We start from the raw sequence: 20,001 nt of genomic DNA, 5'->3' as shown, positions 1-20,001 counted from the left end.
ACCACAGGAGGAGGAACTAACATGAAACTGGGAAGAGTCATTTCAACTGCAGTCGTGGGCCTGATGCTCTCGACTAGCCTGTCTCTGGCAGGCCCCGAGATCGTATCCGGCCCGGGCGCGGATCCGGCATGCTTCGCGCCATGGGATGCGGACACGAAATACATGCAGTGGCAGGCCAAGGAAGGCCCTTACAAGATCGCCGTGGTCAACGGTTTCGTCGGCAATGGCTGGCGCATCCAGATGATCAAGACAGCCAAGGCCTTTGCCGAAGACCCGGCCATGAAAGACAAGATCGCCGAGTTCAAGGTGGTCTCGACAGGCACCGATGCACCGGCCCAGCTGGGTGCCATCGAGGACTTCATCAACCAGGGCTATGACGCGATCGTCACGATCGCGGTGTCTCCTGAAGGCTTCGACCGGGTGATCCGGCTGGCCGACAAGAACGATGTCGTGCTGGTTCCGTTCGACAACGTGCTCGACACCGACAAGGTCATGCAGGTCAATGAGGACCAATTGCTGATGGGCCAGACCTGGGCAAAATTCGCCCTGAAGGAACTGGCTGCAAAGGGTGTCAGCTCGGGCAACATACTCGAAGTCCGGGGACTGGCCGGCAATTCGGTTGACCGCGACCGTTCCATCGGCATCAACGAAGTGCTTGAAGCCGATGCGGGCGACTGGAAGGTAACGCAGGTTGTCGGCAACTGGGATGACGGCACGGCACAGAAGGTCGTGGCCGATGCAATCGCGGTCCACGGTCATTTCGACGCGATTATCGCGCAGGGCGGCACCGTCGGTGTGGTTCAGGCGATGATCGATTCCGGCCATCCGTTCGTGCCGGTGACGGGCGAGTCCGAAAACGGTTTCCGCAAGCTGGTCGCCAAGCACTCCGGCGAAGGCCTGAAGGGCATCTCTATCGGCCAGTCACCGGGCCTTGTCGCGATTGCGATGAAGGCCGCCGTATCGGCGCTTGAGGGCAACGTCATGCCCCAGCTGATCTCGGTTCCGCTGCCTGTCGCAGACTACACCGAACTTGAAGACGGCAAGAACTTCTGGAGCGATCTTCCGGACAATTTCTTCACGGTCAATGAGTTCCCGCCTTGCGGAGTCAACATTTCGGGGCCGTCGATCATGGCGCAGACCGAAGCGGACGTGAAGTAAGCTCAAGCCATCGTGCGGGGCGCCATGCACAGACCTGGCGCCCTCACCTTCTCAAACAACGACAATGCTGCCTGCCAGGAGTGCTTGCGCAATGCCGAATGACAACCCGATTGTCCAACTGACTGGCGTCTCCAAGCACTTTTCGGGCACGCGCGCCCTGGAGGGCGTGGATTTCAGCTGCAGCCCGGGCACGATCCACGGGATCCTGGGAGAGAACGGCGCGGGCAAGTCGACGCTGATCAAGATCCTCTCAGGCGTGCTGCAACCCGATGCGGGTACGGTTCAGGTTGGCGGCAAAACCGTCCGGTTCTCCACGCCGGAACAGGCCGTAGCCTCCGGCATCGTCTGCATCTTCCAGGAGCTGTCGCTGGTGCCGGATCTTTCGGTTGCCGACAACATTTCCATCGCAGCGCCACCACGCAAGTTCGGGCTGATCGACAGACGCGCCCAGCACCGCCGGGCCGAAGAGCTGCTGGCGCGGATCAAGTGCGAGGATGTCGATCCCAATTCGCTGGTGCGCGAGCTCTCCCTGTCACGGCGGCAGATGGTGGAAATCGCCAAGGCGCTGGGCAAGAATCCCAAGGTCCTCATTCTCGACGAAGCCACGTCAGCGCTGACCAGCCGCGATGTGGAAACCGTTTACGGGCTGCTTGCGGACCTGAGGGCGGATGGCGTGGCCAGCCTGTTCATCTCCCACCGCATGCACGAGATCGACAAGCTCTGCGACATGCTCTCGGTGTTCCGCAATGGCCAGCACATCGAAACCTTTGCCAAGGGGGCCCATAGCGAGGGAGAGATCGTCAAGCTGATGATCGGGCGCGAAGTCACCGCGCACTACCCGCCGAAACCGGCGCCCACGCCCAAGCCCGACTATCTGAAGATCGACAAGCTTGCCTGGGAAGGCCAGCTCAAGGGCATCGACCTGAGCATCGGCAAGGGCGAAATCGTCGGTCTGGGCGGCCTGGACGGTCAGGGCCAGAAGGAACTGCTTCTCGGCCTGTTCGGTGTGCTACGGGGACTGCAGGGCGAGGTCGCGATCCTTGACAGGGCCTGCCGGCCCTCATCACCGGCCGAAGCCAAGAGCGACGCCATGCGCATCGCGCTGGTGCCGGAAGACCGCAAGACCGAGGGGCTGATGCTGGCCATGTCGATCGCCGACAACCTGCTTGCGGCGTCGTTTGGCCGAATTACGGACGGGCCTTTCATCAACGGCGACAAGGCAAGGCAGGCCGTGACCGAGGGGATTGCAAAACTGCAGATCAAGGTCGCCAGTCCCGACGATATCGTCTCGACGCTGTCGGGCGGCAACCAGCAGAAAGTGGTAATCGCGAAATGGCTGATGACCGATCCCGATCTCATCCTGCTCAACGATCCGACCCGGGGTATCGACGTCGGCACCAAGCAGGAAATCTACAAGCTCATCCGTGAACTGGCCGACCGGGGGAAAACCATCCTTCTGTATTCGAGCGACTATGCCGAACTGATCGGCTGCTGCGACCGCGTGGCGGTGATGTATGACGGAGAAATCGTCGCGAAACTGAGCGGTGACGCGATTACCGAAGAAGCCATCGTCGCGGCTTCGCTCAATGTCGGCACCCAAGCACACATGACAGCGTCAGGAGCCCATCATGGTTGAGGTCCGCTCCGCGGCTGCCACCAATGTGCGGCAGAACCTTGCCTTCTACGGCGCTGTCGCGCTGCTGGTGGCGCTCTATCTCGTCTACAACATGCTGCATCCGCGCGGGTTTTCCGCAGCCGTCCTTATCCAGAACAGCAACGAATCCGTGGCTATCGTGTTTCTGGCCATGGCGCAGACCGTGCCGGTGCTGCTTGGCGGGCTGGACCTGTCGGTGGGCGCCATCATGACGCTGGCAAACTGCATTGCCTCGGAGGTGGTGCACGGATCGCCGTTGCAGATTGTGCTGGGCATGATCCTGACACTGGCAAGCGGAACCGCTTTCGGCCTGGTCAACGGGCTGATCGTCGTCTACGGCCGGCTGCAGCCGATCATCGCCACGCTGGCCACCGGCGCCGTTGCGGTCGGGCTGGCGCTGTTCATCCGGCCGGTGCCCGGCGGCAATGTGGATGACGACATCAGCTGGGCGCTGACCAACGACCTGTACGAGTTCGTTGCGACTTACGGTTTTTTCAACGCCGATGCGGCCTGGTTCCAGCCGGTCGCATGGATTCCGGTGCCGTTGCTGATTGTCGTGGTGATCGCATTCGGTGTCTGGCTGCCGTTCAAGCGCACGGTGACGGGCCGCACCATCTATGCCGTCGGCTCGGCGGAAGGGGCGGCCTACATGTCCGGCCTGCCGATCAACCGGGCGAAGATTGCCGCATTTACGCTGGCCGGCTTCTTTGCCGCGTGTGCCGGACTGTATCTCGCCATCCAGACATCGTCGGGCAATGCCGACATCACCCAGGCCGGAGCCTATACACTCAATTCCATCGCCGCGGTGGTGGTGGGCGGAACGTCCCTGCTCGGCGGCGTCGGCGGAGCCATCGGCTCGCTTGTCGGCGCACTGATCCTGCGTGTCATTTCGTTCTATTTCCGCATCGTCTCGATAGATCCGCTGCTCCAGCCACTGGTTGAGGGACTTGTCCTGCTGGTCGCCGTCAGTCTCGGCGCATTCAGAACGCTGCGGGTCAAGAACCAGCTCAACCTGTTCAGATAGGAGGCGAGGATATCATGTTTGCAATCCCGAGCCTGAAAACCGAAGACAAGCCGATCGTGATCGCGTCAGCCTTCATTCTGGTGATCCTGAGCATCGGCACCTTTTACACGCTTTCAACCCAGGGCTCGGCACCGCTGTTGTCTCCGGGCTATCTCTTGCAGCAATTGCAGACGGGGTCCTTTCTCGGAATTGTGGCTGCCGGGATGATGGTGGTCATTCTGCTCGGCCACATCGATCTCAGCGTCGCCTGGACGATGACGGCGGCAGCGATGATGGCAACCACCGTCGGCGGCGACATGGCCATTCCCACCGGTATCGCCATCGGCGCCGCGGTTGGCCTGGTCAACGGCTTTGGCGTGGCCTACCTGCGGGTGCCCTCGATGATCTTCACGCTTGGTGTGGATTCGGTGCTGCGCGGACTGATGGTGGCGCACACCGGAGGCTTTGCACCCCAGGATGCCGCGACACCGCTGATGCGGACACTTGCAGCGGACAAGTTCCTGGGAATTCCGAGCGCCATCTTCGTCTGGATGGCCGTGTCCATCGTCATTGCCGTCATGCTCAAGCGCACAGCCTTTGGCCGCGAGATCTATGTGACCGGCAACCGCGAGGTTGCGGCCTACCTCTCCGGCATCCGGACGCGCCGGGTGATCCTCGGATCATTTGTCGTCTCGGGCATCTGCGCAGCCCTTGCCGGCGTCATGCTGGCGGGCTATTCGGCCAGAGCCTACCAGGGCATGGGCAACGCATTCCTGCTTCCCGCAATCGCCGCCGTGGTGATCGGTGGCACGCGCATTCTCGGCGGTCAGGGCCGGTACATCGGTACCCTGATCGGCGTCATTCTCATCGTGCTTCTGAACTCGGTGCTTTCGATCATGCAAATGCCGGAAGCCGGGCGCCAGATCATTTATGGATCGGTAATCATCTGTATGCTTCTGGTTTACGGACGCGGCAACAAGGTGCATTCGTGACACAATCGACCCCACATCCCTACCTCATCAGTGACGCCCGCTTCTCGCGCCTGATCCATACCAATGCCCGGCTGGAAACCTTGTGGACCGGTGCACGCTGGTGCGAAGGCCCGGCCTATTTCCCGGCCGGGAAGTACCTTTTGTGGTCAGACATCCCGAATGACCGGGTGATGCGATGGGACGAAACGGACGGGTCGGTTTCGGTCTTCGAACAGCCGTGCCGTCACCAGAACGGCCATACCACCGACCTGCAGGGCAGGCTTGTCAGCTGCGAACATGGCAGGCGGGCGGTGAGCCGGATCGAACATGATGGCAGCCTTACCGTTATTGCCGAGAGCTTTGACGGCAAGAAACTGAATTCCCCCAATGACGTCGTGGTCAAATCGGACGGTTCGATCTGGTTCAGCGATCCGACCTATGGCATCGACAGCGATTATGAAGGGCACGCGGCGCCCTCGGAGATCGGCGCTTCGCAGGTCTATCGCATTGGACCTGACGGCACGGTTTCGGTCGTGGTCAGCGATCTTGTGCAGCCCAACGGGCTTGCATTCTCGCCGGACGAGGCGTTTCTTTACGTGGCCGATACTGGGCGCACCCATGTTCCCGAATGCACACCGAAAATCCGCCGTTATCCGGTTGCAGCGGACGGGGTCGGCGTTGGTCCCGGTGCCGATTTTGCGGTTTCCGACTGCGGCTTGTTCGACGGTTTCCGTGTCGATGTATCGGGCAATGTCTGGTCTTCGGCGGGCGATGGTGTGCATTGCTTCTCGCCGGAGGGCGAGCTTCTCGGCAAGATCCTGGTGCCCGAGGTGGTTTCAAATGTCTGCTTCTTCGGCCCCAACCGCAATCGCCTTGCGATTTGTGCGACGAGCTCGGTGTATTCGATTTATGTCAGATCAAGAGGCTGCTAACACTCCCAGTTGCCGAGCGTCACCGGTCATCTTCTGACTGCCGCCTTCGACAACAGCGTACAATCTGAAGTGCACGTCAAACTACAATGGAGACCCAGATGTCGGATGAAAAGAAGAAGACCCAGCTGCGCTCACAGCTCTGGTTTGACAATCCCGAGAACCGGGAAATGACGGCGCTCTATATCGAACGCTACGTCAATTATGGTCTGACGCGCGACGAATTGCAGTCGGGAAAGCCGATCATCGCGATTGCCCAGACGGGATCGGATCTGTCTCCGTGCAACCGCCATCACATCGAACTTGCCAAGCGCATCCGTGACGGCATCATCGCCAGTGGCGGTGTTCCGTTCGAGGTTCCGGTGCACCCGATTCAGGAAACCGGCAAGCGGCCGACAGCAATGCTCGACCGAAACCTCGCCTATCTCGGCCTGGTGGAATCGCTGTTCGGCTACCCGCTCGACGGCGTCGTGCTGACCATCGGCTGCGACAAGACCACGCCGGCGCTGCTGATGGCTGCCGCCACGGTCAACATTCCGGCCATCGCATTTTCGGTGGGGCCGATGCTCAACGGATACTTCCGGGGCGAACGCACCGGGTCGGGCACAATCATCTGGAAGGCGCGGGAGCTGCACGCCGAGGGCAAGATCGACGACGAGCAATTTGCCGAACTGGTGACATCGTCGGCACCTTCGGTCGGCTATTGCAACACCATGGGGACGGCCTCGACGATGAACTCGCTGGCTGAAGCACTGGGCATGCAATTGCCCGGATCGGCGGCCATTCCGGCTCCCTACCGCGAGCGCGGCCAGATGGCCTATGCCACGGGCAAGCGCATCGTCGAGATGGTGAGGGAAGACCTCAAGCCATCCGATATCATGACCCGCGAAGCCTTCGAGAATGTCATCGTCACCAACTCCGCGCTCGGCGGTTCGACCAATGCGCCGATCCACATCGCGGCAGTGGCCAAACATATCGGTGTCGAACTCGACAACGACGACTGGCAGACGCTGGGGCACCATGTGCCGCTGCTGACCAACCTTCAGCCGGCCGGAGCCTATCTGGGCGAAGATTTCCACCGGGCCGGCGGCGTGCCCGCCGTCATTGCGGAATTGATGAAAGCCAACCTTCTGCCGCATCCCGGCGCACTGACCGTCAACGGCCGCAGCATCGGGGAAAACTGCGCCAGCCGGATCAGCGAAAATCCGGACGTGATCCGGCCGGTTGGCAATGCGCTGATGAACGACGCGGGCTTCCTCAACCTGAAGGGTTCGCTGTTTGACAGCGCCATCATGAAGACCTCGGTGATCTCGCAGGAATTCCGCGACAGGTACCTTTCCAATCCGGACGACAAGGACGCGTTCGAGGGTGTAGCGGTCGTGTTTGACGGGCCCGAGCATTACAACCGGATGATCGATGATCCGAGCCTGGCAATCGATGAAAACTCGATCCTGGTGATGCGCGGTGCGGGACCGCTGTGCTATCCGGGCGGTGCGGAAGTGGTCAACATGCGGCCACCGAACTATCTCTTGAAGAAGGGCATCACCGCCCTGCCCTGCATCGGTGACGGCCGCCAGTCAGGCACGTCGGCTTCACCCTCGATCCTCAATGCCTCGCCCGAGGCCGCGGCCGGCGGCGGGCTTGCGCTGCTGCGCAACGGCGACCGGATTCGCATCGATCTCGGCAAGAGCCGCGTGGATGCGCTGGTGCCGAAAGAGGAATGGGAGCAGCGGGCACGCGACCTGGCGGCTTCGGGCGGCTACGCGATTCCACCCAGCCAGACGCCATGGCAGAAATATTTCCGCGAGCTGGCGGAGCCATTTTCCGAAGGCATGGTGTTACGCGGTGCCGACGAGTTCCAGCGCGTCGCGCAGAAATCGGTTCCCCGCGACAATCACTGAAGGCAGCAATTGGCTGACATGTTTGGTCCGGACTTTACCGTCCGGATCAAACACTGTAGTGACATCGCACTAACATGTTAGCTCCAACATACTGGCTTATCCTTCATGACCAAACCGATCTTCGGCCTCTCGGCTGCCCTGGTGACCCCTTACACCGCGTCAGGCGCGGTCGATCTTGCAAAGCTTGCCAGGCACGCTGCTGCCGTGCTTGCGCGCGGCTGTGACAGCGTCACCCTGTGCGGCACCACGGGTGAAGGGTTCGGACTGTCGCTGGACGAGCGAAAGGCCATGTACAATGCGGTGTCGCAGAGCGTGCCGGCGGATACCCGGATCCAGGTCGGCATCATGGCGTCGGCCATCGATGATGCCGTTGCCCAGTCACAGGCTGCGCTGAACGCAGGCGCTGCCGGGCTGTTGATGGCGCCGCCCTTCTATCTCAAGGGTGTGGACGACGATGGCCTGTACAGCTGGTTCAACCAGGTGTTCGAGCGCATCGGCGCCAAGCTTCGCGGCGTCATCCTGTATCATATTCCCGGCCAGACAGCGGTGGCACTGTCACCGGAGCTGATAGCCCGGCTGCGCAAGGCCTGGCCCGGCGTGATTACCGGCATCAAGGATTCCTCGGGCGACTGGGCGACAGCCGAGCGCTATCTCGCCAGCCATGGCGACCTCTCGGTGCTGATCGGCGACGAACGGCTGCTGCCGCGGGCCATGGCCAAGGGCGCCGAGGGTTCGATCTGCGGGCTCGCCAACATCACGCCGGAACTTCTGGTTCCGGTCATCCATTCCGGCGGTGACGGACGGCTGGTGACGGAGATTGTCGACCTGATCGTTGCCAATCCGGTGATGCCCGCGGTCAAGATCCTGGTCGGCCACCTGGCGCACGACGCAGGATTCGATGCCGTGCGGGCGCCGCTGTCGGAACTGGGTGCAGAACGGAAATCGAAACTGGTTGAAGCCTTTGACGCCATCATGGCCACTGCCTGAGGAGAACAGATGACCTCGCTCCTGACCCCGCACAGCAAGGATGGCGAACCGCTCAAACTGCGTGAGCAGGCCTATGAGGAATATACCCGCAGCCTGCTGTCGCAGGAGATCAAACCGGGCCAGTTCATCACCCAGCGGCAACTGGTGGAGATCACAGGATATCCGCTCGGCGCCATCCGGGAACTGGTGCCTCGGCTCGAGGCCGAAGGGCTGATCCGAACCGTGCCGCAACGCGGAATGCAGGTTCCGCAGGTCGATCTCAACCTTGTGCGCAACGCCTACCAGTTCCGCGAATTCATCGAGGTGGCCGCTGTCAGGCTGTTTGCGACCAGTGCCGATGCCAAGCTGATCGCCAGGCTGCGCGCACGGCATGAGGAGATCCTCGAACGCTTCGAACGGGGCGAGGAAGACGGCCTGATGCAGGATGCGGAAGCCGTCGATCTTGAATTGCACGAGGCCATCATCGACGGGCTGAACAACGACATCATTGCGCAAGCCTACCGGGTCAACTGGATCAAGATCAGGCTGATCCGGCTTGCGGAGACGCGGCTTTACGTGCCGATGATCCCCTCGGTGATCGGCGACCACCTGAGCATCATCGTCGCGCTTGAGGCGCGCGATCCGGAGGCCGCCGCCGAAGCCATGCGCAGGCACATAGGGATAGCGCGGCGACGGGCAGTCAACATGGGCTGACGAGGCCATCCGGCACAGTCAGGCGCGGCAGAAAACGAAGTCCAATCGCGCGGGCGTTTTCAGCCTGGCCGGGCGCTGGCTTCAAGACGCAGCAGCTCCGCCTGTGCCCGTTCGAGATCAGCGGCGGTGGTGATCTTGAAATTTGCTTCCGCGCCTTCGATGATCCTGACATCCATGCCGGCCGCACGCGCGACGGCGACGTCGTCATGGGCCTCGCCATCGTGGTCACGATGGGCCGCGAGAATGGCCTTGAAGTGAAAGCCCTGCGGTGTCTGCGCCCGCCACAGGCCATCCCGGGAAACCGGTGCGATGGCATGGCTGTTGTCGGCACTCCACAATGCGTCGACAACCGGCAGCGCTGCAAACGCGCCTTGCGCCTCATCCAGAGCGGACAGCACCGCCGCGATCACGTCAGCGGGAATGAACGGGCGGGCGGCATCGTGAATGAGGATCTTGCCGGTATCGGTTTGACAAAAGGATTCGAGACCCAGCCGTACCGATTGGGCCCGCGTCGCGCCGCCATGCACCGGGGCGAGAAGGCGGGCGTCATCGATCCCGGCCAAGGCCTCTCCGCACAATATCTGATCATCGGGATGAATGACGACACGCAGCAGGTCGACCGCATCAAGGGCGAGAAACGCATCCACCACCCGGCGGAGCGAACAGATACCGCCGACGGGGATGAACTGCTTGGGGATCTCGCCGCCGAGACGATGGCCGCGGCCGGCCGCGACGATAAGCACGGAATTCAACATTGCATTCGACTAGCCCTTCTTCCGGCGAACTTCAATCTCCGTTTCCGGGTGCTGCGTCTCCGGAGACCCGAGTGACGTCCGCGGGAACATCCGCCGGTCCCGCGGGTCCGGGGGATTCTCAGACGAAACAAACACCCGGGAAAACGGCTTGAAAGCTCACTTTCTCAGGCGTCTGCGAGCCGGATTGAAAGAAACTGACCTTGTGTGTATCGTGACGCCTCGATTGCGCACCAAACCGGCGGGCCCGTCTTTGAACCTGACGACCAAGGAAACCGATCTCGTCTTCAGCATCATGGCTGACCTTTCCTATGGTTACGCCTCGAGCGAGCTGCGCCGCAGGGTCGGCCTCAAGCTACTTGACCTGCTCGACGCGCAGTATTTCGCATCCTATGTCTGGAACACCACGGAGAACGCCTTTTGCGAGCGTGTTTCGATCAATATGAGCGACGACAATCTGGGAGCCTACGAGCAGCATTTCCAGTTCTGCGACCCGATAACACCGGTTCTGCAGCGTCGCCGCAAGGCAACCTGCGTCAGCGAAATCATGCCGCGCAGCCGGTTCGAGCGGACAGAGTTCTTCAACGATTTCCTCGCCAATGACGGTCTCCATTACGGGGTCAATTACTACGCCTATTCGGGCGGAACCAATATCGGTGATCTCAGGATATGGCGCGGCAGGAACAAGGAGGATTTCAGCCACCGCGAGCTTGATATCCTCAATGCAATCGGCCCCGCTTTCACCAATGCCATGCGTGGCGCAATGGCGCGGGAGAAGACAACGCAGGGCAAGGTTGATCTGGTCACCGCGCTCGAGCAGGCAGCCAACGGCGCAATGCTGACCGCCCGCGAGAAGGAAATCTGCGCAGCCGTTCTGGCCGGTCTGTCCGATCAGCAGATCGCCACGAAATACGGCATCTCCTTTACAACGGTGCGATCTCACATCAAGCACATCTACGGCAAGCTCGGCATTACCGGACGCACACAATTGCTCTCCAGGGTGATCATGCACTGATCTGAAATATCCTCATTACTGAGGATAGAAATCCCGCCTCCCCCATACGCATCATACCCCTCGGCCCGACACCAGAGGCAGGGGGTAAAATGCCACATCAAGATCTCGACCTTTTCGATCTGACAATCACGCAGGCGCTGGAAGGGCTTGCTGCCCGGCGCTTCTCTGCCCGCGAATACGCCCAGTCGCTTATCGCCCGCTCGGACACCCAGAAATCGCTCAATGCGCTGGTGTCGCACGACTGGGACAGGCTGCTGAAAGCAGCCGGCGCGATTGATGCTTCCGGCAAGGCCGGACAGGACCTCGGCGGCATTCCGCTGTGCCTGAAAGACAATATCAACACCGGCATCCTGCCCACAGGCGCCGCCACCGGAGCGCTGGCACATCATGTCGCCAAGGCGCCCGCACCTGTGGCCAAGGCGCTGTTTGATGCCGGCGCGCTTCTCGGCGCCACCGGCAACATGCACGAACTTGCCTTCGGCATCAGTTCCAACAATGGCGTTACCGGCCCGGTTCACAACCCGTGGAACCCGGCGATGATCCCGGGCGGATCGAGCGGCGGTGTCGCCGCAGCGGTCGCCGCACGAATGATGCCGGGTGGCATCGGCACGGATACCGGCGCATCGGTCCGGCTTCCGGCATCGCTGTGTGGTCTGGTTGGTTTCCGCCCCACCGTCGGGCGCTATCCGGGCGATGGCATTGTTCCGATCAGCCACACCCGCGACACGGCAGGCCCGATCACCCGCTCGGTCGCCGATGCACAACTGCTTGACCGGGTAATGGTGGGCAGCAATACCGCAACGGCTCCGGCACAGCTTTCGGGGCTGCGGCTCGGCGTTCCGCGCGGCTATTTCTTCGAAGCACTCGATCCGGCTGTCGCCGCCAATGCGGAAGCCGCACTCAAGGCGTTGCGAGAGGCAGGCGTCATTCTCATCGAGGCGGACATTCCCGATGTCGGCCCGCTTGATGCCGCCGTCAGCTTCCCCCTGGTGCTTTACGAATTCATGCAGGACCTGCCGCGTTATCTTCGCGACAACGGCCTCGATCTGACCATGCAGGACATCCTTTCAGGTATCGGCAGCCCGGACGTGAAAGGACTGGTTGCCTCGCAGCTCGGACCGGACGCAATGCCGGAAACCGTCTACCGCAAGGCCATTGACGAAGACCGGCCCAAGCTGCAGGCAGCTTACGCAGACTACTTCAAATCCCACGACGTCGAGGCCGTGATCTTCCCGACGGCACCGCTTGCTGCCCGACCGATCGGCGACGACGAGACCGTGGAACTGAACGGCGAACGGGTTCCGACCTTCGCGACCTTCATCCGCAACACCGATCCGGGCAGCAATGCCGCGATCCCGGGCATAAGCCTGCCGAGCGGCCTCAGCCCCGACGGGTTGCCGCTGGGCATGGAACTCGACGGCCCGGCGCTGTCGGATGACCGCCTGCTCGCCATTGCGGCCGCCATCGAAACCGTTTTCGCATTTGACGCGAAACCACCAGTCCGTTGAAACCTAACTACCGGGGAACAAACATGAAAAGACGCGACTTCATCAAATCATCACTGAGTGTGGCCATTGCCGGTGCGCTCTCAAGCAATCTCATCCCGTCGGCCTTTGCCGCAGGGCCGATCAAGGTCGGAATCCTGATCCCGCTGTCCGGCCCGGCCGGGTTGTTCGGCCCTTCGTCGCAAAACTCCGCGCAGATGGCTGTCGACGAGATCAACGCCGGCGGCGGCATTCTTGGCCGCCAGATCGAACCTGTTTTCGCCGATGTCGGCGGACCACCTGCAGACGCAACCCAGGCTGCGTTGAAACTGTGGAAGGGCGAAAAAGCCGAAGCCTTTATCGGCATGCATGACAGCGCCGTGCGCGGTGCGCTGACCAACCTGTTCAAGGGCCAGGTGCCCTACATTTACACCCCCGTCTATGAAGGCGGCGAGTGTGCAGCCGGAACCTATGTCATCGGCGAGACGCCGGAACAGCAACTGGCTCCGGTGATCCCGTGGCTGGCAGCGGAAAAGGGCGCCAAGAAATGGTACCTGATCGGCAATGACTACAACTGGCCGCGTGACACCAATGCCGCCGCGAAGACCTATATCGAGGCGTCGGGCGGTGAAGTCGTGGGCGAGGAATACCTGCCGTTCACAGCCGACAATTTTGATTCCAACCTCGCCAAGATCAAGGACACCGGTGCGAACGCGGTGCTGATCACGCTGGTCGGCGGTGCATCGGTCGGCTTCAACCGGGCATTTGCCAGCTTCGGGCTTTCCGACAGCGCCATCCGGCTCGGCACCCTGATCGAGGAAAACACCCTGGCCGGTATCGGCGCAGAAAACTCCAAGGGCCTCTACTCGTCGGCCGGTTACTTCGCCAGTATCGACACACCCGCGGCCAAGTCCTTTGCTGATGCCTATGCGGCGAAATTCGGTGCTGACGCCGCTGCGCTCAATTCGCTAGGGGAATCCTGCTACGAGGGTGTGCTTCTACTCAATGCCCTCGCGAGCAAGGCCCAATCCCTGTCGGCAAGCGATATCGACGCCATCGCCGAAGGAACCTCCTATGAAGGCCCGCGCGGCGCGGCCACGATGTCAAACCGCCATTTCGCCAAGGATATCTACCTGGCCGAAGCCAACGGCGCTTCCTTCGAGGTGGTGCAGACCTTCGCCAATGTCGCCCCCGGCAACAATTGCGGCTGAGGAACAGGAAAGACGATGGACCTCATCGTAACCTACGGGCTTAATTTCGCCTATTCCACCGCAACCCTGGGGCTGATCGTCCTGGGGCTTGCGGTGGTGTTCGGCCTGCTCGGTGTCATGAACATGGCGCATGGCGAATTCGTCATGCTCGGTGCCTACAGCGCACTCATGGTTCAGCAGACCGGTTTGCCGTTCCTGCTGGCGATCCCGCTCGCCGTGGTCCTTTGCGGCGCGCTCGGCTGGCTGATGGAATGGTCGGTCATCCGCCATCTCTACCGCCGGCCGTTCGACACGTTTCTGGCGACATGGGGCATCGCGATCCTGATGCGCAAAGGCGTCGAAGTAACGTTCGGGCGCGAATACCAGAGCATCGACCAGTCGCTGCCGGGCACGATCGACCTGTTCGGCATCGATTATCCCGCCTACCGGCTGGTGCTGATGGCGGTGATCGTGGTGATGTTTGCGGGCCTGTTTGTCTGGTACCAGCGCTCCAACACCGGCGCCCGGATCAAGGCGATGGTGCAAAACCCGGACCTCGCCGCAGCCGTTGGCATCAACACCGCGCGGCTGTCGCGGGCGACATTCGTTACCGGTGTCGCGATCGCCGGGCTTGCGGGCGTGTTGCTTGCGCCGCTGGTGCGGGTCGAACCCTATATGGGGCTCGATTACCTGCTCTCGTCGTTCTTCATCCTGGTGGTTGGTGGCCTTGGATCCATCGAGGGCCTCATCACCGGCTCCAGCATCATCGGTGGCGCCGACGTCGTCATCTCCGCGATCTTCGACAAGACCGCCGGATATCTCGGCGTGCTTGCCATTTCCATCCTGTTCTTGTGGTTGAGGCCCGATGGCATTTTCTCGCGCCGCTAAATTCACACTGGCCCTCCTGCTTGTGGCGTTTCCCTGGCTCAGCGACAGCTTTACCGCCTATCAGCTCGGGCTCTACCTGCTCTACGGCATGGTCGCTCAAGGCATCGCACTGTGCTGGGGGCGTGCCGGGTTCCTGCCGCTCGGACAGGCGCTGTTCTTCGGCATCGGCGCCTATCTTTCAGGTGCAGCGCTGAGGGCGGATTTCGGCTGGGCGCTGCTGATCCCGGCCTTTGCCATAGCCTGTCTCGTGCCGGCGCTGCTTGCCGGGCTTATCGGTGCGCTGGTGTTCAACCGGCAGACCGGTTCGGGGCCCTATTTCTCGCTGATCACCCTGGCGCTTTCTATGCTCGGGTTCCAGCTTGCCAATTCGCTCAGCTCCATCACCGGCGGGTTCAACGGCATGACCGGAATTCCGGGCCTGCCCGGTGTCGATACCTACGAGACGCTCTATTTCGTCATCGTCGGCGTTCTGGTCGTCTCCACCCTGGTGCTTGCCCATGTAATGCGGGCTCCGTTCGGGCAATTGCTGATCGCGGTTCGGGAGAACGAGGAGCGGCTGCAGTTCTTCGGCTTTCGCACATCGATGCTGAAGGCCGCGGCCTTTGCCATCAGCGGCGGCATCGCCGGTCTGGCCGGCGCGCTCTATGCGCCGCACCAGGGCATTGTCACGCCACAGGCGGTGGGCTTCGTGCTCTCGGCGGAACTCCTGATCTGGACCGCGGTAGGCGGACGCTTCGGCCTCATCGGCCCGGTGGCCGGCGCAGTGCTGATCGGCTTCATGGCCGCCGGACTGCGCGACAACTTCCGTTACTGGGAGGTCGCCGTGGCCCTGGTCTTCATCATCGTCGTGCTGAAGATGCCGGGCGGCATCAGCGGGTTGTTTTCAGCCGCCATTGCCAGGTTCGGTGGCGGGAAGCAAAGCCGGGGTCCAGCCATCTCCCCTCTCCAACTGGCCGGCAAGGAACATCGCGATGCGCCGGACCTGCGGTTTGACCGTGTCGGGGTCAGCATGGGCCCGGTCAATATCCTCAACGGTCTGGACTTCACCATCTCCCGCACCGGCATCCACTGCATCATCGGGCCGAACGGAGCCGGCAAGACTTCGGCGCTCAACGTGCTGACCGGCCGGCTTCCGCTTGGCGCGGGCGAGATCAGCTGGCGGGGTTCCTCGCTTGGCAACACACGGCCGTTCCTTGCCGCACGAAGCGGCATCGGCCGCAAGTTCCAGGTTCCCTCGATCTTTCCAGAACTCAGCGTCCGCCAGAACATCGAAATCGCCCTGTGGGCGAACCGCCTGGGAACGGCAGAGATGTTCTCGATGCGGCCCTATGGCTGGACAACACAAATGCTGGGCGAGCTGGAGACGCGCTTTCCCTTCCTAAAGGAAAACGACAAGGCCGCAGGATCGCTGTCGGTGGGGCAGCGGCAGATGCTGGATTTTTCGATGACGGTTCTGGCTGAACCCGACCTGGTGTTGCTGGACGAGCCCTGCGCCGGGTTGTCGACTGACGAGACCCGGCAGATGATCGAGGCAATCGCCGCCATCGCAAGCGAAACACAGGCGACGTTCATCATTATCGAACACGACATGCAGGTGGTGGAGCGGCTGTCCGACCACGTTCTCGTCATGCACCAGGGGGCGTTGCTTGCCAACGGAACCATGACCGAGATCCGCGCCAATGCGGATGTCGCCCGAGTCTACTCCGGAGGCAGCAAATGAGCGATGCAGCCTTGCTCTCGGTCGAAACCCTGTCGGGTGGATATGGCGAAATCATCATCGTCAACGACCTGTCGCTCGGCCTGGCGAATGGGCAGGCCGTCTGCGTGACCGGGCGGAACGGGGTCGGCAAGTCGACGCTTGTGCGGCTTGTCACAGGATCTCTCAAACCGGCATCGGGCCAGGTGGTGTTTGCGGGAGAGGATCTCACCTTCGCACCGGTCCATGGCCGTGCCCGGCAGGGCATGGGGTATGCGCCGCAGGAGGGCGTGGTGTTTGACACGCTGACGGTTGCGGAGAACCTGACGCTGCATCACCGCGACCGCTCGCTTGAGCGTTACACGGACCTGTTCGCCATGTTTCCGCGCCTGCCGGACCGGCTCGCGCAACGGGCGGGCACCCTGTCGGGCGGCGAGAAAAAGATCCTGTCATTCTGCCGGGCGCTGGCCGAGGACACACGGCTGGTGATCCTGGATGAGCCGACCGAAGGCGTGCAGCCGGAAAACATCGCGCTGATGGCCGATGCGATCAACCGGGGGAAGTCAGACGGGCGCGGCTTCCTGATCGTCGAGCAAAATCTCAGCCTGGTCGAGGCCGTGGCTGATCATGCAGTCCTGATGGATCATGGCGAATGCATCTTCACCCATTCGGGCACAGAGAACCTTCGCACCGAACTGGCTGAACGGCTCAAGATCTGAACCTGCATCGCAGCCCAAAGAAAACCGACCCCATCCATCAGGATGAGGCCGGTCATTATACAACGGCGATGAGCCGGGATGATCAGTTGAAATCATCCGGCAGCAATTCGGCGGGCATGTTCTGGTAGCAGACCGGACGCAGGAAGCGCCGGATCGACAGCGTGCCGACAGAGGTCGCGCCGAAATTGGTCGACGCCGGATAGGGTCCGCCGTGCACCATCGAATCTGCAACCTCGACACCGGTCGGGAAGCCATTGGCCAATACCCTGCCGGCCTTGCGCTCGAGGATCGGCATCAACGCCCTGCCGTTTTCGGTGTCGCCTGCATCCAGGTGCAGTGTGCAGGTCAGCTGCCCGGCGAAGCTCCTGGCGATCTTGGTCATCTCGTCGAAGTCGGAAACCCGGACGATCAGGCCGAGCGGCCCGAAGACTTCTTCACCCAGAACCTCGTTGTCGAGCCATTCCTTGCCGGTGGTGGCGAAAAGATAAGGCGTTGCATTGCGCAGGTCGCAGGTCGAGGTCAGCAGTTCCTGGATGCCCTTGACCCCTGCCACCCGGTCACGCCCGGCGCGATAGGCCTGTGCGATGCCGTCGGTCAGCATGGTCTGTGCGCCGACGGGCTCGAGGGCCTTGGTCGCAGCTTCGACGAATGCATCGGCTTCGGGGCTGTCGATGATGACCGAGATGCCGGGATTGGTGCAGAACTGGCCAGCGCCCATGGTCAGCGATCCGGCCCAGCCCTTGGCAATTTCCTCGCCACGCGCCTTGACGGCTTCGGGAAGCAGGAACATCGGGTTGACCGAACCCAGTTCACCGAAGAACGGGATCGGCTCGGGGCGCTGGGCGCACAGGTCGAACAGGGCGCGGCCACCGGCAAGAGAGCCGGTGAAGCCGACGGCCTTGATCAGCGGATGCTGGACCAGGCTCTGGCCGACATCGCGCTTGCCGCCCTGGATCAGCGAGAAAATGCCGGGATGCATGCCCAGCTTCTTGATCGCCGCGTCGATGGCCTGTGCAACGATTTCACCGGTGCCGGGATGGGCGGAATGGCCCTTGACCACGACCGGGCAGCCCGCAGCCAGCGCGGCAGCGGTGTCACCGCCGGCGGTGGAGAAAGCGAGCGGGAAGTTCGATGCGCCGAAGACGGCGACGGGGCCGATCGGGCGCTGGATCATGCGCAGGTCCGGGCGCGGCAGTGGTGCGCGATCGGGCAGCGCCTCATCATGGCGGCGGTCGAGATAGTCACCCTTCTCGATATGGCTTGCGAACAGGCGCAACTGACCGGTGGTGCGGCCACGTTCACCCTGCAGCCTGGCTTCCGGCAGACCGGATTCGGACGTGCCGATGGCGGTGATTTCCTCTCCGCGGGCCTCGATCTCGTCGGCAATCGCGTTCAGCAAAGCCGCGCGCTCGGCGCGGGATGAATAGCCAAAGCTCCAGAATGCCTCTTCGGCTGCCTTTGCCGCAGCATCGACATGGGCAGGTGTGCCGACCGAGAATTCATGGACATCGCCGTGGGCGGGTTCACTCTTGAAGGTCGTTTCACCAGCAATCCAGTTTCCGGCAATCAGGTGTTTTCCAGTCAGCATGTCATTCTCCAGTCAAATCAGATTTCGCGCGGCTAGGTTCCGCATAAAAGAGGCAACCCCGAATGTCCATTCCGGACACTGGGTCGAGAGCCGCACCGTGTTCGTGAGATTGCCAAGACCGGGTGACGCAATCGTGACGACATCGCCGATCTTGTGGGTAAATCCTTCGCCGGGCGTATCACGGTCCTGGGTCGGTGCAAACAGTGTTCCCAGAAACAGCACAAGCCCGTCGGGGTACTGGTGATGACGGCCAAGCGTCTGTGCCACCAGGTCGGCAGGATCACGGCTGATCTCCTTCATCGAGGAGTGGCCCTTGAGCACATAGCCGTCTTCGCCGGCGACAGTCAGGTCGAGTTCGGCCTGGCGCACGTCGTCAAGCGTGAAACCGCCGTCGAAGAGCCGGATCATCGGCCCGATGGAACAGCTTGCATTGTTGTCCTTGGCCTTGCCCAGAAGCAGCGCGGAGCGGCCCTCGACATCTCGCAGGTTGACATCGTTGCCAAGCGCGGCACCAACGATGCGGCCGGTTGATGCCACGGCAAGCACGATTTCCGGCTCCGGGTTGTTCCACTTCGAAATCGGGTGAAGACCGACCTCGGCCCCGGGCCCGACCGAGGACAGCACCTGCGCCTTGGAAAAGACTTCAGCGTCGGGGCCGATGCCCACTTCCAGATACTGGCTCCACAGCCCCTCGGCTATCAGTGCCGCCTTGACCTTGGCCGCAGCCTCGGAACCTGCCTTGATGTTGCGCAGCGAACCGCCGATGACTTCACCGACGCGGGCGCGGATATCCAGCGCCTTCTTCGGATCCCCGGCAGCCTGCTCCTCGATCACCCGCTCGACCATCGAAGAGGCGAAGGTGACGCCACAGGCCTTGACCGCCTGCAGGTCACAGGGCGCAAGGAAATGTGGCTTGGCCATGTTGCCGGCGTTAGCGGTCAAAGCAGCAAGCTCGCCGACCGTCACGCCCGGCGCATCGCGCACATAGGCAGCCGGATCCTCCATCTCGCAAATATCACGCACCGTCGGTGCACGTTTCGACGTGATGTCGACGACGGCACCGTCGCGGATCGTCACCACCGACGGCCCGGCAGCTTCGGGATCCCAGATGCGGCCGATGAAAATACCATCGGCGGGAAGGTTGAATTCGGTCATCATGAGACTCCTCCACTGCTCATCACAAAACACGCCTTTGAGCCGATTGGCCCGGCGCACATTTCTCCAGCTGACTGACAGAGCAGGCTGGTTACCCCCATGGTTCAGACAAAACACCGGGCATCAAGGAACAAGGCGCTGTCGCAGCCCGAGAGACGCCTGATCCCCACCAGCCTGTTTTTCCGAACCGAAAAACGACCCTTTATATACCTGTTTCC

At 61.9% G+C, this 20,001-nt stretch carries 17 protein-coding genes; 14 read left to right on the top strand and 3 right to left on the bottom strand.

All coding sequences use genetic code 11. The features are described 5' to 3' along the window. The first annotated feature begins 21 nt into the window (after positions 1-21). From WNY80_RS14665 to WNY80_RS14630, 8 genes are all read left to right on the top strand, one after another. A complete protein-coding gene (locus WNY80_RS14665) occupies positions 22-1,158 on the top strand; it encodes a sugar ABC transporter substrate-binding protein (RefSeq protein WP_342888134.1) in 1,137 nt (378 codons plus the stop codon). Positions 1,159-1,249: 91 nt separating this feature from the next. Then, positions 1,250-2,794 (top strand): sugar ABC transporter ATP-binding protein, encoded by a 1,545-nt coding sequence (locus tag WNY80_RS14660; protein WP_342888133.1) that lies wholly within the window; start codon positions 1,250-1,252, stop codon positions 2,792-2,794. Next, positions 2,787-3,836 carry an ABC transporter permease gene (locus WNY80_RS14655; protein WP_342888132.1) on the top strand — a complete coding sequence of 350 codons (1,050 nt, stop codon included), beginning with the start codon at positions 2,787-2,789 and terminating at the stop codon, positions 3,834-3,836. Before WNY80_RS14660 ends, WNY80_RS14655 begins: the two co-directional genes overlap by 8 nt. Positions 3,837-3,850: 14 nt before the next feature. Then, entirely contained in the window at positions 3,851-4,807 is a 957-nt protein-coding gene (locus WNY80_RS14650) for an ABC transporter permease (protein WP_342888131.1), read from the top strand. Continuing rightward, a complete protein-coding gene (locus tag WNY80_RS14645; protein ID WP_342888130.1) occupies positions 4,804-5,718 on the top strand; it encodes an SMP-30/gluconolactonase/LRE family protein in 915 nt (304 codons plus the stop codon). Before WNY80_RS14650 ends, WNY80_RS14645 begins: the two co-directional genes overlap by 4 nt. Before the next feature lie 98 nt (positions 5,719-5,816). Continuing rightward, a complete protein-coding gene (locus WNY80_RS14640; RefSeq protein WP_342888129.1) occupies positions 5,817-7,616 on the top strand; it encodes an IlvD/Edd family dehydratase in 1,800 nt (599 codons plus the stop codon). Between the two features lie 105 nt (positions 7,617-7,721). Further along, positions 7,722-8,603 carry a dihydrodipicolinate synthase family protein gene (locus WNY80_RS14635; RefSeq protein WP_342888128.1) on the top strand — a complete coding sequence of 294 codons (882 nt, stop codon included), beginning with the start codon at positions 7,722-7,724 and terminating at the stop codon, positions 8,601-8,603. Between the two features lie 9 nt (positions 8,604-8,612). Then, entirely contained in the window at positions 8,613-9,296 is a 684-nt protein-coding gene (locus tag WNY80_RS14630; protein WP_342888127.1) for a GntR family transcriptional regulator, read from the top strand. A 59-nt stretch (positions 9,297-9,355) separates the two neighbouring features. On the opposite strand, the gene ispD is transcribed toward WNY80_RS14630, so the two are convergent. Further along, positions 9,356-10,051 (bottom strand): 2-C-methyl-D-erythritol 4-phosphate cytidylyltransferase, encoded by a 696-nt coding sequence (gene ispD, locus WNY80_RS14625; RefSeq protein WP_342888126.1) that lies wholly within the window; start codon positions 10,049-10,051, stop codon positions 9,356-9,358. A 250-nt stretch (positions 10,052-10,301) separates the two neighbouring features. Between ispD and WNY80_RS14620 the strand changes: the two genes are divergently transcribed. From WNY80_RS14620 to WNY80_RS14595, 6 genes are all read left to right on the top strand, one after another. Then, positions 10,302-11,063, top strand: coding sequence for a LuxR C-terminal-related transcriptional regulator (locus WNY80_RS14620; RefSeq protein ID WP_342888125.1), 762 nt, complete (start codon positions 10,302-10,304; stop codon positions 11,061-11,063). An 89-nt stretch (positions 11,064-11,152) separates the two neighbouring features. Beyond that, positions 11,153-12,571, top strand: coding sequence for an indoleacetamide hydrolase (gene iaaH / locus WNY80_RS14615; RefSeq protein WP_342888124.1), 1,419 nt, complete (start codon positions 11,153-11,155; stop codon positions 12,569-12,571). Between the two features lie 23 nt (positions 12,572-12,594). After that, on the top strand, positions 12,595-13,758 hold the full coding sequence (locus WNY80_RS14610) for a substrate-binding domain-containing protein (protein ID WP_342888123.1): 1,164 nt from the start codon (positions 12,595-12,597) through the stop codon (positions 13,756-13,758). 15 nt (positions 13,759-13,773) lie between these two features. Continuing rightward, positions 13,774-14,625 carry a branched-chain amino acid ABC transporter permease gene (locus WNY80_RS14605; protein WP_342888122.1) on the top strand — a complete coding sequence of 284 codons (852 nt, stop codon included), beginning with the start codon at positions 13,774-13,776 and terminating at the stop codon, positions 14,623-14,625. Continuing rightward, positions 14,603-16,345 carry an ATP-binding cassette domain-containing protein gene (locus WNY80_RS14600; protein WP_342888121.1) on the top strand — a complete coding sequence of 581 codons (1,743 nt, stop codon included), beginning with the start codon at positions 14,603-14,605 and terminating at the stop codon, positions 16,343-16,345. The genes WNY80_RS14605 and WNY80_RS14600 overlap by 23 nt, the downstream gene beginning before the upstream one ends. Then, entirely contained in the window at positions 16,342-17,040 is a 699-nt protein-coding gene (locus tag WNY80_RS14595; protein WP_342888120.1) for an ATP-binding cassette domain-containing protein, read from the top strand. The genes WNY80_RS14600 and WNY80_RS14595 overlap by 4 nt, the downstream gene beginning before the upstream one ends. 82 nt (positions 17,041-17,122) lie before the next feature. Here the strand turns inward: WNY80_RS14595 and WNY80_RS14590 are convergent, their stop codons facing one another. Continuing rightward, a complete protein-coding gene (locus WNY80_RS14590; RefSeq protein WP_342888119.1) occupies positions 17,123-18,628 on the bottom strand; it encodes an aldehyde dehydrogenase (NADP(+)) in 1,506 nt (501 codons plus the stop codon). A gap of 12 nt (positions 18,629-18,640) precedes the next feature. Next, positions 18,641-19,783, bottom strand: coding sequence for a fumarylacetoacetate hydrolase family protein (locus WNY80_RS14585; protein WP_342888118.1), 1,143 nt, complete (start codon positions 19,781-19,783; stop codon positions 18,641-18,643). Between the last annotated feature and the right edge of the window lie 218 nt (positions 19,784-20,001).

It is taken from the genome of Hoeflea sp. AS16, assembly GCF_038900095.1.
GTDB lineage: Bacteria > Pseudomonadota > Alphaproteobacteria > Rhizobiales > Rhizobiaceae > Hoeflea.
Note: the sequence above shows the minus strand (reverse complement) of the source record. Positions and strands in the feature narration are given on the sequence as shown.